At 68.2% G+C, this 12,600-nt stretch carries 12 protein-coding genes; 4 read left to right on the forward strand and 8 right to left on the reverse strand.

What is annotated here, in order from left to right:
* The first annotated feature begins 16 nt into the window (after nucleotides 1-16).
* Complete coding sequence (locus ACP7DW_RS04365) at nucleotides 17-754, forward strand: hypothetical protein (protein ID WP_426054047.1); 738 nt, start codon at nucleotides 17-19, stop codon at nucleotides 752-754.
* On the opposite strand, the gene ACP7DW_RS04370 is transcribed toward ACP7DW_RS04365, so the two are convergent.
* Genes ACP7DW_RS04370 through ACP7DW_RS04395 form a run of 6 tightly spaced genes read right to left on the reverse strand, consistent with a single transcriptional unit; the run spans nucleotide 741 to nucleotide 5,454 of the window.
* Nucleotides 741-1,436 carry an ABC transporter permease gene (locus ACP7DW_RS04370; RefSeq protein WP_426054048.1) on the reverse strand — a complete coding sequence of 232 codons (696 nt, stop codon included), beginning with the start codon at nucleotides 1,434-1,436 and terminating at the stop codon, nucleotides 741-743. The two genes, ACP7DW_RS04365 and ACP7DW_RS04370, sit on opposite strands and share 14 nt — an antisense overlap.
* A complete protein-coding gene (locus tag ACP7DW_RS04375; RefSeq protein ID WP_426054049.1) occupies nucleotides 1,433-2,719 on the reverse strand; it encodes a glycosyltransferase in 1,287 nt (428 codons plus the stop codon). Before ACP7DW_RS04375 ends, ACP7DW_RS04370 begins: the two co-directional genes overlap by 4 nt.
* Nucleotides 2,713-3,600, reverse strand: coding sequence for a hydrolase 1, exosortase A system-associated (locus ACP7DW_RS04380; protein ID WP_426054051.1), 888 nt, complete (start codon nucleotides 3,598-3,600; stop codon nucleotides 2,713-2,715). Before ACP7DW_RS04380 ends, ACP7DW_RS04375 begins: the two co-directional genes overlap by 7 nt.
* Complete coding sequence (locus tag ACP7DW_RS04385) at nucleotides 3,597-4,463, reverse strand: hydrolase 2, exosortase A system-associated (protein WP_426054052.1); 867 nt, start codon at nucleotides 4,461-4,463, stop codon at nucleotides 3,597-3,599. The genes ACP7DW_RS04380 and ACP7DW_RS04385 overlap by 4 nt, the downstream gene beginning before the upstream one ends.
* Nucleotides 4,460-4,705 carry an acyl carrier protein gene (locus tag ACP7DW_RS04390; RefSeq protein ID WP_141169180.1) on the reverse strand — a complete coding sequence of 82 codons (246 nt, stop codon included), beginning with the start codon at nucleotides 4,703-4,705 and terminating at the stop codon, nucleotides 4,460-4,462. Before ACP7DW_RS04390 ends, ACP7DW_RS04385 begins: the two co-directional genes overlap by 4 nt.
* Entirely contained in the window at nucleotides 4,684-5,454 is a 771-nt protein-coding gene (locus ACP7DW_RS04395) for a hypothetical protein (RefSeq protein ID WP_426054053.1), read from the reverse strand. Before ACP7DW_RS04395 ends, ACP7DW_RS04390 begins: the two co-directional genes overlap by 22 nt.
* A gap of 186 nt (nucleotides 5,455-5,640) precedes the next feature.
* Between ACP7DW_RS04395 and ACP7DW_RS04400 the strand changes: the two genes are divergently transcribed.
* Genes ACP7DW_RS04400 through ACP7DW_RS04410 form a run of 3 tightly spaced genes read left to right on the forward strand, consistent with a single transcriptional unit; the run spans nucleotide 5,641 to nucleotide 10,420 of the window.
* The gene (locus ACP7DW_RS04400; protein ID WP_426054054.1) at nucleotides 5,641-7,239 is read left to right on the forward strand and encodes an acyl-CoA ligase (AMP-forming), exosortase A system-associated; all 1,599 of its coding nucleotides are present in this window, start codon (nucleotides 5,641-5,643) and stop codon (nucleotides 7,237-7,239) included.
* Nucleotides 7,236-8,495 (forward strand): pyridoxal-dependent decarboxylase, exosortase A system-associated, encoded by a 1,260-nt coding sequence (locus tag ACP7DW_RS04405; protein ID WP_426054055.1) that lies wholly within the window; start codon nucleotides 7,236-7,238, stop codon nucleotides 8,493-8,495. Before ACP7DW_RS04400 ends, ACP7DW_RS04405 begins: the two co-directional genes overlap by 4 nt.
* Nucleotides 8,492-10,420, forward strand: a complete 1,929-nt coding sequence (locus ACP7DW_RS04410; RefSeq protein WP_426054056.1) for an asparagine synthetase B family protein — start codon at nucleotides 8,492-8,494, stop codon at nucleotides 10,418-10,420. The genes ACP7DW_RS04405 and ACP7DW_RS04410 overlap by 4 nt, the downstream gene beginning before the upstream one ends.
* Here the strand turns inward: ACP7DW_RS04410 and ACP7DW_RS04415 are convergent.
* Both ACP7DW_RS04415 and ACP7DW_RS04420 read right to left on the reverse strand, forming a co-directional pair.
* Nucleotides 10,329-11,264, reverse strand: coding sequence for a polysaccharide deacetylase family protein (locus ACP7DW_RS04415; protein WP_426054057.1), 936 nt, complete (start codon nucleotides 11,262-11,264; stop codon nucleotides 10,329-10,331). The genes ACP7DW_RS04410 and ACP7DW_RS04415 overlap by 92 nt on opposite strands.
* Nucleotides 11,261-12,553 carry a putative O-glycosylation ligase, exosortase A system-associated gene (locus ACP7DW_RS04420; protein WP_426054058.1) on the reverse strand — a complete coding sequence of 431 codons (1,293 nt, stop codon included), beginning with the start codon at nucleotides 12,551-12,553 and terminating at the stop codon, nucleotides 11,261-11,263. Before ACP7DW_RS04420 ends, ACP7DW_RS04415 begins: the two co-directional genes overlap by 4 nt.
* Nucleotides 12,554-12,600: the final 47 nt, after the last annotated feature.

Genomic DNA, 12,600 nt, shown 5'->3' on the forward strand with positions numbered 1-12,600 from the left:
TTTAAAGACCAATCTCATGCCCGACAACGATATCCCGCAAGTAGCGCAACCGGACGACGCCGTCGTCGGCAAGGACGCAGGCGCACAGATGCTGACCACCGCCTGCGCCGCGCGCGACGCCTTCTATGCCACCCTGGGCACGCTGGATGCCGACGTGCTGGCGCCGCTGGTCAATCCCGCCTTCATGGGAGGCCCGCGCTGGCCATCGCTGCGCCAGGCCTGGAGGGTGATCCGCCGTGCCGATACCATCATCATTGCCAGCGACGGCTTGAGCGATCCGTTCGAAGATGACGACGACGTCTTCGTGCCGCGCGGCCACCTGCTGGAAGTGTGCATCGAGGCGCCGCTGGCCGCCTTCGACGGCGCTCCCGTGCAGGCATCGTGGCTCTTCGACGTGATTTATCAGGTCAGCCAGAACGTGGCCGATCACGGCTCCATCGACTTGCTGCTGCAGCGCCACGGCAGCGTCTCGATGGCGCTGGACGTGCAGCATGCGCCGGCAGGCCTCGAAGACGACAACGAACAGGTGGGCGTGCTGCTGGCGCAGGGCGCGGCCACGCTTCCCCCGTCTTTCGACACACCATATGGCGAGGTGATGCTGCTGACCGCCACCGTGCTGCAGCCGGCCGAACTGGCGCACATCGGCGAAGCCGCCGACAAGGCGCAGTCGCGGCGCGACCTGGCCGCCGCGCTGGCTGCGTCGCCGACCGGGCATTGGAGCGTGGCTGCGCGGCCGGCCGTCATTCCCCGCTAGGCGGTTCGGCCGGCGCGACGGCCGGTTTTTCCGGTTCGGCGGCCGCCGCGTCCACAGCGACGGCGGGCGGCGGTTCTTTCCACTTGCCCACCGCCTTCAGCTTGTTCTTCAGCCCCGGCAGGGGAAAGCCCAGCGCATAGGCTTTTTGCGCGTGCGCGCTGGCCTTCTCGTATTCCTTCTTTTTTACATACATCAAGCCCAGGTTGTACTGGATGGTGGCCTGCTCGGGTGCCAGGCGGCTGGCAGAGTCCAGCTGTTCCAGCGCCATGGCATCCTGGCCCGTGGCCAGCAGGTAGCTGCCGTACACCATGCGCGCCGTCACGTCGTGCGGCGCGAAGGCGATCGCCCGTTCGAAGTAGCAGCTGACCGTGTAGCGGGCGCCGTGTGGCTGCGCGCTTTTCAGGCGCAAGCCCAGCTTGGCCATCGAGGCCAGCGCCCGGTGGTGGTTCGGAAAGTGTTCCAGGGTGTAGCTGATGTCGCCACCCAGGCTGCCCGTCATGCCTTGCGTGAGCGTTTCCACGGCGCGCGAAAAATGGAATTGTTCGACCACGGACAGGTCCTTGCGGTCTTCCGCGCTCGTGTAGTCGCCGCCCGTGGTGCCCTTGACGTAGGGCGGGCAGGCGGCTGCGCCGGCGCCGGCGCAGCAGGTGGCCAGGGCGCAGGCAAGTATCAGGTGTTTCATGCTGTTCTCCTGTGGCTGACCTGGTCCAGCAAGTCGGCCAGGGCGTTGCTGCGGGCTTGCCGCGATTGCAGGTCGATGGCGGCGGGGCTGGCCAGCGGCGCGCGGCCCTGGCGCGCCAGTTGCAGGAAGCGCAGCAGCGCGCGCGCGCAGTCGGCGCTGGACGCCAGCTGGCCGATGGTGTCGATGCCGCAGTGGCGCAGCTTGGCCGCGCTGTCGCCCGCCAGGTCGGTCAGCGCCAGGATGGGCCGGCGGCAGCGCAGGTATTCATACAGCTTGGCGGGAATCTGTGCGTTGCAGTTGGCCGCCTGCAGCAGCAGCAGGCCGTCGGCCGCCAGCATTTCCTGCAGCGCCGCGCCGTGCGGCTGCAACGGTTCCAGGCGCACCAGGTCGAGGATGCCGTATTTCACCAGCAGACTGGCCAGCCATGCGTCGTGGCCCGTGGCGCGCAGCACCAGCTGGAAATTGCGCGCATGCAGCACGCCATCGTGGCGCAGCTTGGCCAGCGCCTCGAACAGTGCTTGCGGATCGCGCTCGGACGGGTAGATCACGCCGCTGTGCAGCAGCAGGAAGCGGCTGCGGTGGCCCGTGTGCGCAGGGTTGCCGTCATGGCCGTCTTCGTCGTAGCCATTCTCGATCAGGTGGAAGCGCTCGCGCCCCACCTGCGCCAGGCGCCTCCGGTGCGCATCGATGGCGCCCGGCGTGGTGCAGACGATGGCCGCGCTGCGCGCCGCGATGCGCTGTTCTATCCACGCATGCATGCGGTGCAAACGCGCATCGGACGGATACGGCGCCAGCGGGTCGCTGTCATCGAGCATGGGGTCGCGCTGGTCGGCGATCCACGGCAGGCCGCTGAGTTTTTGCAGGGTCAGCGCGATCAGGTGCGCCGTGGCGATCGGGTACGTCGACCAGATGGCGTCGGGACGGTATTCGCGAATCATGCGCAGGCCAGCCGGCACGGCGCTCAGCCACCAGGAGCTCCAGCGGTCGGGCAGGGCCAGGCAGCGCGGATAGCGCCCGCCGATGGAGAAATGGCGCGCCGCATCGAGCGCCAGGGTGCGCCGCACGGTGGCTTGCGCGCCGATCTGTGCCAGTTGCGCATCGCCGCGCTGCGCATACGCGATCGGCGCGGGACTGAGCACCAGCGGCTGCCAGCCGCAGTCGGGCAAATGGCGCGCGAAGCCCAGGGTGCGCAGGATGCCGCTCCCGCCGGCCAGCGGCGGAAAATGGTAGGCGACCATCAGCACGCGTTTTGGTCGGGCCGCGTTCGGTGAGGTTTTTACCATGACTGCAGCCACCGCGCGCACAGCTGTTCGACTTCGCCGCGCCAGGCGGCGCTGGCGAAGGTGTGGTTGGCGCCAGCGACCTGCGCCTGTGTCCATTGCGCGCGGGCGGCCACGGCGCGCCAGGCTGCATCGCCATGGAGCAGCGCTTGCCACTCGCGCGCGCCCAGGTCGTCGCCGCTGAGGATCAGCAGCACCTTGCCCTGGAATTGCGTCAGCGCCCGCAGCAGGGCCGGCGCTGGTGCGTCGTCTGCTTGCGGGGCGGCTTCCTGCGTGGCGGCCGCCACCTGCCGCAGGGAGGCCAGGCTGGCGCCCATGCGTACGCTGCCGCCGGCCAGTTTGCGCCAGAATGCGCCTTGCAGCAGGCGTGGCAAATAGTAATGGCGCAAGGTGGCGCGCGCCAGTCCGGCGCTGCTGCGCACCCACGGATTGAGCAGGATCAGGGCATGGACGCGCGCATCGCGCGGCGCATGGCAGGCGGCGGCCGTGGCGCCGTCGCACAAGCCCCACAGCGCCACTTCGCGCAAGGTCGGCACGGCATCGAAGAAGTGCGCCAGCGCGCCGGCGATGTCGGGGCCGGCGGCGCGGTAGTCGCGCGCGCTACCCTCGCTGTCGCCCATGCCGCGCAAGTCGAAACGCAGCACGGGCCAGCCTTGCGCAGCCAGGGCGCGGGCCAGCAGGACGAACTGGCGATGGCTGCCCACCCGGTACTGCGGCCCGCCCGTGACGATCAATATGCCGCGCGGACCCGGTGCGGCGGGCAGGCTGAGGATGCCGACCATGCGCGCCTGCGCTTCGCCGTCTTCGGCCGCGCTGCGAAAGCGCAGGGGCAGCTCGCGCACGCTGTGCCCTGCGAGGTGCTGCTCACTGCTGTCGCGCTTCATGGCGGCGTCCTTTCCTCGTCGAGCCAGTCACGGCACAGGGTGCGCGTGGCGGCCAGCAGTTGCGGACACGCCAGCAACTCGCCGCTGTGCCAGAACGGTCCGTCGCCGAAGCTGGCCACGTGCACGGCGGCGCCCCGTTCGCGCCATGTTCTCGCCAGCGGCGGCAGCGGTGCGCAGGCTTGCTCCGGTGCCTGGTAATCGAGCCAATACACGGGTACCGCAGGCACCGTGGGCGGCAGCGCCGCTGCGCTGACGCCATCGATGGCCAGCGCCAGCTCGGGCGCCAGCAGGTAGCCGGCCACTTCCACAGATTCACCCTGCGCCAGTGCGGCGCGCGCCTGGCCGGGCGCTTCCTGCGTGCCGCCGGCCAGCATGCTGGCCGCCAGGCGCAGGCGCAGGAAGCGGTCGATGACGCGCCGTCCATCGGTTTCCGGCTGCCATAGCAGCAATCGCGCCAGCGGCAGCGGCGCGCGGCTGGCGAAATCGAGCGCCAGCAGGGCGCCCAGGCGCAAGCCCCACACGGTCAAGGGGCCGTCGACGCGCTGCGCCAGCCACGCGCAAGCCAGGTGCAGGTCGTTGTGCCAGATGTCCCAGCGCGCTTCGCCAAAGTCGCCGCTGCTGTCGCCGCAGCCAAACAGGTCGATCTGCAGCACGCTGTAACCCAAGGCGGCAAAGGCGCGCGCCTGCGCGGCGGCCACGTGGCGGCTTTTATTGAGTTCTTCGGCGAACGGATGCACGTAGATGATGCCGCCGCGCGCGCTGCGGCCCGGCGGCGGCAGGTGCAGCAGGCAGTAGCGCTGGCCGCCGCTGGCGGGCAGGAAAAAAGGCAGCAGCGGCAGCGCGTCGAAGGCGGCGCTGTTCATGGCCGCAGCTGTGCAAACACGAAGTCGTGCAGGGTGCCCACGGTGGCGAAGTGGCGCGCGTGGATGTCGTCGTCGGCGACAATGATGCCGAAATGGTCTTCCAGCGCGGCGATCACGCCGATCACGGCCATCGAGTCGAGTTCCGGCACGCTGCCCAAGAGCGGCGTGTGCTCTTCCAGCGCGCGCCCGTTCAAGCCCAGGGTGGTGTCGAGGATGCGTTTTACTGCTTCAAGATGCGGCATGTCAGCTCCAGGGAAGGGTAGTGCGGCAGGGAAGACGTATCGAAGGCCAGGCAGGGGACATCTTCCGGGCGGCGTGACAGGTGGACATACGGCGGCAGGCTGGCGGCCATCCATTGCCAGCGCCCGCAGCGGAGAAAGGTGGCCGTGCCCAGCGCGTGCGTGCCCAGGCGCGCATGGGCGCCCAGCGAGGCGCGGTTGAAACGCGAAATGCGGCTGCACGACCAGCGCACGTCCTGCGCGTGCAGCACGGCGTTGGCTTCTTCCCACAGGCGGGCGAAGACCAGGCCGCCGCGCTGCTCGGGATGCACCCACACGTCCAGATCCCACGACGACTGCTGCGAGGCCAGCGCATAGCGGGCGCGCACCTCGTCTTCCTGGTAGCTGTGGCGCAGCAGCCAGATCCAGCCGGCCATGCCTGACTTGCCAGCGTCGTGCGAACTGCGCGCCACCAGGCATTGCGCGCCCTGGCGGTAGCGTTCGCGCAGCGCGCCGGGGCGGCGCTCGGGGCCGGGCGGCAAGTCCGCTTCCTCCTGGCAGGGCATGACGGTGATGGCCTGGCCGCGCCCGCGGCACAGCGAACCGGGCGCCACGGCCTGCGCGACGAACTGGTAGCGGTGCAGCGCGCAGCGCTCGCCCGGCACGCGTTCCAGCAAGCGCGCCACGGCCAGCCAGGCGCTGTCGCGCCAGCCCAGCTCATTGATGCTGGCGCTCAGCCGTTGCAGCAGGGAAAATTGTGGAAACAGGGCCATGGCGGTAAGGGATGAGGCGGCTATGCAGCCAACGCTGTCCATTAGAGCGCAGCGGCCAACGGCGGTCTTGCGCCGGCTCAAGCTGTGTTGCTGAAACCGTTACTTGATCAAAATCAAGACCGCTGTGGCCGTTTGTCTGAATCATAGGGGAATGCATGGCAATCATGGCAACCCGGGGGCGACACGATGGCGACACTGATACACGATCTGATCTTCGAGACGGCGCAGCGCGCGGCCCACGCGCCGGCCCTGTCCTGGCAGGGCGAAGAAATCAGCTATGGCGCGCTGGCGCAATCCGTGCGCGAAGCGGCTGGCACCTTGCTGACCCTGGGCTTGCAGCGTGGCGCGCGCGTGGCCGTGTACCTGGAAAAACGTCCGGAAAACGTAAGCGCCATGTTTGGCGCGGCGGCGGCAGGCGGCGTGTTCGTGCCCGTCAATCCGCTGCTCAAGCCGGACCAGGTGGCGTATATCCTGGCCGATTGCAACGTGGCCATCCTCGTCACCTCGCGCGAACGCCTGGCGCAGCTGGGCCCGGCGCTGGCCGCCTGCCCGGACTTGCAGACGGTGCTGCTGACGGGCGTAGCGCAGACGGAAACGCAGCTGGGCAAGGTCCGGCTGCTGCCGTGGCGCGGCCTGTCCGCCGCGCCTGCACTCCCACTGCTGTGGCATACGGTGATCGACACGGACATGGCCGCCATTTTATATACGTCGGGCAGCACGGGGCGGCCGAAAGGCGTGGTGCTGTCGCACCGCAACATGCTGGCCGGCGCGCTCAGCGTGTCTGGCTATCTGCGCAACACGCCGCAGGACCGCATCCTGTGCGTCCTGCCGCTCAGCTTTGATTACGGCCTGAGCCAGCTGACGACGGCGTTTGCCAGCGGCGCCTGCGCCGTGCTGATGAATTATCTGCTGCTGCGCGACATCGTCGAAGCCGTGGAGCAGGAAGCCATTACGGGCCTGGCCGCCGTGCCGCCCCTGTGGGTGCAGCTGTCGCAGCTGAGCTGGCCCCTGTCCACGCCCTTGCGCTACATCACCAATTCGGGCGGCGTGATGCAGCGCTCCACGCTCGACCGGCTGCGCCAGTCGCTGCCGCGCACGCAGGTCTACCTGATGTATGGCTTGACGGAAGCGTTCCGTTCCACCTATCTGGCGCCGGAACAGCTGGAGCGGCGCCCCGATTCCATCGGACAGGCGATCCCGAATGCGGAAGTGCTGGTGCTGCGCCCCGACGGCAGCGTGTGCGACGCCGACGAGCCGGGCGAACTCGTGCACCGTGGCGCGCTGGTGGCGCTCGGCTACTGGAACGATGCGGCGCGCACGGCCGAGCGCTTCAAGCCGCTGCCGCCGCAGGCGAGCGGCCTGGTGCTGCCGGAACTGGCCGTGTGGTCGGGCGACACCGTGCGCCGCGATGCGGAGGGCTATCTGTATTTCGTGGGCCGCAGCGACGACATGATCAAGACGTCCGGCTACCGGGTCAGCCCGGCCGAGATCGAGGAAGTCGCGTATGCGAGCGGGCTGGTGGGCGAGGCGGTCGCGCTGGGCCTGCCCCATGCCGTGCTGGGCCAGGCCATCGCCTTGCTCGTCACGCCCGCGCCGGGTACGCAATTGCAGCGCGACAGCATACTGGCCGCCTGCCGCGCCCGCCTGCCCAGCTATATGGTGCCGCTGTGGCTGGAAATCCGCGACGGCGTGCTGCCGCGCAATCCGAATGGCAAGATCGACCGTCCCTTGCTGGCCAGGGAACTGGCGCGTGCATATGCGGTCCAATCAGGAGAGGTGGCATGAAAGATTTGTTACGCTCGAACAGCACGCAATTGCCTTTGCACTCGTCCTTGGGCCAGCAGTTCGCGGTGGACAACGACATGCTGCAGGTGGGCGGCGTATCGTTGCAGCGGCTGGCCCAGAGGGTGGGCAGCACGCCGTTCTATGCCTATGAACGCGCGCATATCACGCGCCGCGTGGCCGAACTGCGCGCCGCCTTGCCTTCTGGCGTGCACGTGCATTACGCCATGAAGGCCAATCCCATGCCGGCCGTGGTGCAGTGGCTGGCGGGCCTGGTCGATGGCATCGACGTGGCCTCGGGCGGCGAACTGGCCACCGCTCTCGACACGCCCATGCCGGCCGAACGCATCAGTTTTGCGGGGCCGGGCAAGCGCGACGGCGAGCTGGCGCGGGCCGTGGCGGCCGGCGTCTTGATCAATGTGGAATCGGGCGCCCAGCTGGAACGGCTGGCGCTGGCCAGTGAACGGCTGGGCGTGGCGGCCCGGGTGGCCGTGCGCGTCAATCCCGATTTCGCCCTGCGCCGCACGGGCATGCGCATGGGCGGCGGCGCGCAGCCGTTTGGCGTCGATGCGGCCCTGGTGCCGGCGCTGCTGGGCCGCATCGGCCAGCTGGGCCTGGATTTCCACGGCTTTCACCTGTATGCGGGTTCGCAAAGCCTGTCGGCGACGGCCCTGGCAGAAGCGCAGGCGCTCAGCGTGCAACTGGCCCTGCAACTGGCCGACAGCGCGCCGTCACCCTTGCGCACCCTGAATATCGGCGGCGGCTTCGGCGTGCCGTACTTCCCCGGCGACCAGGCGCTGGACCTGGCGCCCGTGGCGGAGGGCTTGCAGCGGCAGCTCGGTCTCCTGGCGCAGGCGGCGCCGGGCGCGCGGCTGAACCTGGAACTGGGCCGTTATCTGGTGGCCGAGGCCGGTATTTATGTGTGCAAGGTGCTCGAACGCAAAGTGTCGCATGGGCAGGTGTTTCTCGTCACGGATGGCGGCATGCATCATCATCTGGCCGCTTCCGGCAATTTTGGCCAGTTGATCCGCAAGAATTACCCTGTCGCCATCGGCAACCGGCTGCAGGACGGGGTGCGCGAAGTGGCGTCCGTCGTGGGGCCGCTGTGCACGCCGTTGGACTTGCTGGCCGACCAGATGCAGATGGCGCGCGCCGAGGAGGGCGACCTGGTGGTGGTGTTCCAGTCGGGCGCGTATGGCTTGACGGCCAGCCCGACGGCCTTTCTCGGCCATCCTTTGCCGGCCGAGGTGCTCGTATGAGCGGCCTGTGTGGTTGGCTGGCGCCGGCGGAGAGTGTTGCGCCTGCCGATGGCGCGGCGCTGGCCGCGATGGCCAGCATGTCCGCACCGCTGTCGCGCTTCGATGGCGCGCCCGGCGCCGCCAGCTTGAGCGCCGTGGGCGGCGTGGCCGTGGCCGCCATCGACGGCAGTCGCCATGTATATCAGCAAGATGGCTTGCAAGTGGCCATCTGGGGCCGGCCCGTGCTCGACGGTTCGGCCGACGACGTGGCGAGCCGCCTCGCGTCCCTGTGGCTGAGCCGGGGCGTGGCCGTCTGCGCCAGCCTGTCCGGGCCTTTCTGTTTGGCCATCCTCGACGCCTTTTCCGGCTCGGCCCTGCTGGCCGTGGACCGTGCCGGCATCCATCCCCTCAGCTATGCGAGCAATGCGCAAGGCCTGTTCTTTGCCTCCTCGCATGACGCCTTGCTGGCGCATCCGTCCGTGCGGGGCACGCTCGATCCGCAAGCGCTGTATCACTACCTGTATTTCCACATGGTGCCTGGCCCGGCCACGGCCTATCTTGGCCAGCAGCGCTTGCTGCCCGGCGAATACCTGCATGTGCGCGGCGGCAAGCAATGCAAGGGCAGCTACTGGCAGCTGGCCTTCCAGGAGCCGGCGGCGCGCACGCGAGCCAGCTTTGCCGCCAACAAGCAGGAATTCCTGCGCCTGCTGCGCCTGGCCGTCGAAAGCAGCCTGGGCAACGATAGCGCCAGCACGGGGGCGTTTCTCAGCGGCGGCACCGACAGTTCCACCCTGGCCGCCATCATGGGGCAGGTGACGGGCCGCCCCGCACGCACGTATTCCATCGGCTTTGATGCGCCCGGCTATGACGAAATGGCGTATGCGCGCCTGGCCGCCAGCCACGCGGGCAGCATCCACCACGAGCGCTACGTGACGCCGGGCGACGTGCTGGCCGCGATCCCCGCCATGGCGGCCATCTTCGACCAGCCTTTCGGCAATGCCTCGGCCATTCCCGCCTACTATTGCGCGCAGATGGCGCGCGACGATGGCGTGACCCGCCTGCTGGGCGGCGATGGCGGCGACGAATTGTTTGGCGGCAATGAACGCTATGCGCACCAGGCCTTGCTGTCGCAGTACGAGCGCTTGCCTGTCATGCTGCGCCAGGCCATCATCGAGCCGCTGCTGTTCCGTCAACAGACAAGTAAACCGTGGCGGCTGGGCGACAAGGCGCGCCGCTACATCGAGCAAGCGAGCCTGCCGCTGCCGGCCCGCCTCGACGGCTACAACCTGCTGCTGCGCCATGGCCACCGCACGGTGCTGGAAGCGGGCTTCATCGACACGATCGACCCGGGCATGGCGCCCGGCTGCGTGAATGGCGCGTATTGGGAGCGGCAGGGCCAGGGCTTGAGCCAGATCAATGAGTTGCTGGCGCTGGACATGCGCTTTACCCTGGCCGACAACGACCTGTTCAAGGTGCGCAAGGCGTGCGAGCTGGCGGGCGTGGAAGCGGCCTTTCCCTTCCTGCACGATGCGATGGTGGCGTTTGCGTCGCGCCTGGCGCCGCGCGACAAGCTCGACGGCAGGCAGCTGCGGCCCTTCTTCAAGCGCGCGCTGGCGGAAATCCTGCCGCCGGCCATCGTGCGCAAGAAAAAGCACGGCTTCGGCTTGCCCTTCGGCCAGTGGCTGCACAGCCATGCGCCGCTGCGCGAGTTTGCGTTCGATAACCTGACGCAGCTGCGTGGGCGCGGCATCGTGCGACCCGCCTTCATCGACGATTTACAAGGGCGCTTGCTGGCGGAACACCCGGCCTATCACGGCACCATGGTGTGGCTGCTGTTGATGCTGGAACAGTGGCTCAGCCAGCATCCGGGCGCGCTGGGTGCGCTTGCCGGCGGTTTTGCCGCAAGCGCCACAGAAACGCCAGCCGTCCTCGATCCCACGGCGTAAAGCGCGGCAGCTGCAGCAAGTCCAGCCCCGCGCCGGGGCGCGCCACGCCCCAGTCCGTCGCCACGGCCGCCTTAAACCCAAGGCTGCGCACCATCGCCACGTGGGATGCGCCATAATCGCGACCGGCCTTGCCGTTCGGATACGCAAACAGGGTGACGGGCGCCTGTATCAACGCTTCCAGCTGATGCTTGCCGTTGGCGATGTCGAGCCGCGCCTCGCGCTCCGGCAAGGTGGACAATATCGGGTGGCTCATCGTATGCGCACCCAGTTCCATGCCGGCCGCATGTAATTGACGCAGCTGCGCCGTGCTCAGCATGGCTGGCGCTCCGGCCGTGGCGCCGGCCTGGCGGCGGATCTGCACGACCAGCTGCTGGCGCCGGGCGAATGGCAGGTACTTGAGCTGGCCCAGCAAGGTGGCGATGGCCGCTTGCCGCTGTGCCAGCTCGGCGACGGGCAGGCAGTCCAGCCCGAGTGCGCGCAAGTCGAGTACGGGACCTGGCGCCTGGCGCACGGCCTCGATCACCGTGTCGTTCCACATCTGTCCGCCATCCAGGTAGTCCGTGGCGATAAAAAACGTGGCGTGCATGCCGTGGCGCTGCAGCAAGGGCAGGGCGACTTGCGCATTGTCGGCATAACCGTCGTCAAACGTGATGCAGGCGGCGCGCGCGGGCAGGCTGCCATCTTGCAGCCGCTGTACGGCCTCGGCGAGCGGCAGCGGCGCATAAAAACGTTTTACAAGGCGCAACTGGCGCTCGAACAGGGCCGCATCGACTTCGCCGGGAAACAGCGGGTCGGGCCGCGCCAGGACGCGGTGATAGATCAGAATCGACAAGGTGGCGCTCATGGCTGCTCCGCGATGGCGGCCCGGGCCTTGGCTCTGGCCTGGCGCGATGTCGGGGCCGGTGCCTGCCGCTCGACGATGATGCGCGTGGCGATCAGAGCGGCCATCAGGTAGTACGGCATGTCGAAATACAGCAGGCTTAGGAAGGCGCCGCCCACGGCAAAGCCGATCAGGCTGGCCTGGCTCATGGTGGCCAGGCCGTGCGCCCAGCGTAGTTCCGGCTGGCCCCGCGTGCGGCGGATGATGGCGCCCGCCGTGCGCCAGGTGGCGATGCCCAGCGCCAGGTAGAGGAACAGGCCGACGAAGCCGTGTTCGCCCAGCACCTGAAAATAGATGCTGTGCGCCGCATGCACGTCCATGGGATTCGGTGCGTAGCGGGCAAAGATGCCGCCGTCGGAGACGTCGAAGCCGCCGCCGGGAAAACGGTCGCGCGCCAGGTTCCAGGCCATGCGCCAGGCATTCAGGCGGCCCATGGCCGATTCATCGTCCTGGTAGGTATTGATGGTGTCCATGCGTTCGGCCCAGCGGTCGGGCATGAAGGCCAGCAGCAGGGGCGCGACGGCGCCGAGCAGCGCGCCCAGCACCAGCTTGCGGTCGCTTTTCAGCCACATGAACAGGCCCATGGCGGCGATGGCCAGCAGGCCGCCACGCGAGTACGAGCCCAGCGCGGCCAGCGCCGACAGCAGCATCGCCGCGGACAAGCCGCGGCGCACCCAGCGCCTGTCCGTGTTTTGCTGCAGGTAATACATGAGGGGGATGGTGATGATCAGTGCCAGCGCCAATGCATTGTTGTCTCCAATAAATGTGTCTTCCGGCCCCCAGACCCGTTCCGTGCCGCCGCTGCGGATGGTGAAGATGCCGCCTTTCACGCCGTAATAACCGAGCGAGCCCACCAGCACCCAGATCAGGCGCACGATGTCGCGCCGCGTGCGTATCACCATCATGATGACAAAGCTCATCAGCATGATCTTCATGACCTTGTTCCACTGTATCCATGACGATGCCGGCAGCAGCGCGAACAGGGCCGTGACATTCATCCACGCCACGAACAGCAGCAGCAGCACGCTGACGGGCGTGAGCGGCAGGCTTTTCGGCTCGCGCGTCACCATCAGGCTGAGCATGGTGGCGATGGCGATGATGAAGGCGAACGGCAAGTGGGTGGCAAAGCCCCAGGCTTGCGTATGCGGATTCATCACGCTGACCCATACCCACATCAGGCCGCCGATGGCCGGTGACTTCAGGATGAAGGGCAGCGAACCGAGGATGATGATGGTAATCAGTATGTCGCGCATGAAGGGGGACGCTCCTGGTTTTGCCCGGCTTGGCAAGGTCTTGATGC

Origin of the sequence: Janthinobacterium sp. PSRC1-1 (assembly GCF_049897525.1) — a bacterium.
GTDB lineage: Bacteria > Pseudomonadota > Gammaproteobacteria > Burkholderiales > Burkholderiaceae_D > Janthinobacterium > Janthinobacterium tructae.

Excerpts from the sequence above, each read along its gene's own strand:
- ACP7DW_RS04400 (WP_426054054.1), top strand. The coding sequence starts at position 5,641 with ATGGCGACACTGATACACGATCTGATCTTCGAGACGGCGCAGCGCGCG.
- ACP7DW_RS04420 (WP_426054058.1), bottom strand. The coding sequence starts at position 12,553 with ATGCGCGACATACTGATTACCATCATCATCCTCGGTTCGCTGCCCTTC.
- ACP7DW_RS04365 (WP_426054047.1), top strand. The coding sequence starts at position 17 with ATGCCCGACAACGATATCCCGCAAGTAGCGCAACCGGACGACGCCGTC.
- ACP7DW_RS04380 (WP_426054051.1), bottom strand. The coding sequence starts at position 3,600 with ATGAAGCGCGACAGCAGTGAGCAGCACCTCGCAGGGCACAGCGTGCGC.
- ACP7DW_RS04375 (WP_426054049.1), bottom strand. The coding sequence starts at position 2,719 with ATGGTAAAAACCTCACCGAACGCGGCCCGACCAAAACGCGTGCTGATG.
- ACP7DW_RS04395 (WP_426054053.1), bottom strand. The coding sequence starts at position 5,454 with ATGGCCCTGTTTCCACAATTTTCCCTGCTGCAACGGCTGAGCGCCAGC.
- ACP7DW_RS04390 (WP_141169180.1), bottom strand. The coding sequence starts at position 4,705 with ATGCCGCATCTTGAAGCAGTAAAACGCATCCTCGACACCACCCTGGGC.
- ACP7DW_RS04410 (WP_426054056.1), top strand. The coding sequence starts at position 8,492 with ATGAGCGGCCTGTGTGGTTGGCTGGCGCCGGCGGAGAGTGTTGCGCCT.
- ACP7DW_RS04405 (WP_426054055.1), top strand. The coding sequence starts at position 7,236 with ATGAAAGATTTGTTACGCTCGAACAGCACGCAATTGCCTTTGCACTCG.
- ACP7DW_RS04370 (WP_426054048.1), bottom strand. The coding sequence starts at position 1,436 with ATGAAACACCTGATACTTGCCTGCGCCCTGGCCACCTGCTGCGCCGGC.
- ACP7DW_RS04415 (WP_426054057.1), bottom strand. The coding sequence starts at position 11,264 with ATGAGCGCCACCTTGTCGATTCTGATCTATCACCGCGTCCTGGCGCGG.
- ACP7DW_RS04385 (WP_426054052.1), bottom strand. The coding sequence starts at position 4,463 with ATGAACAGCGCCGCCTTCGACGCGCTGCCGCTGCTGCCTTTTTTCCTG.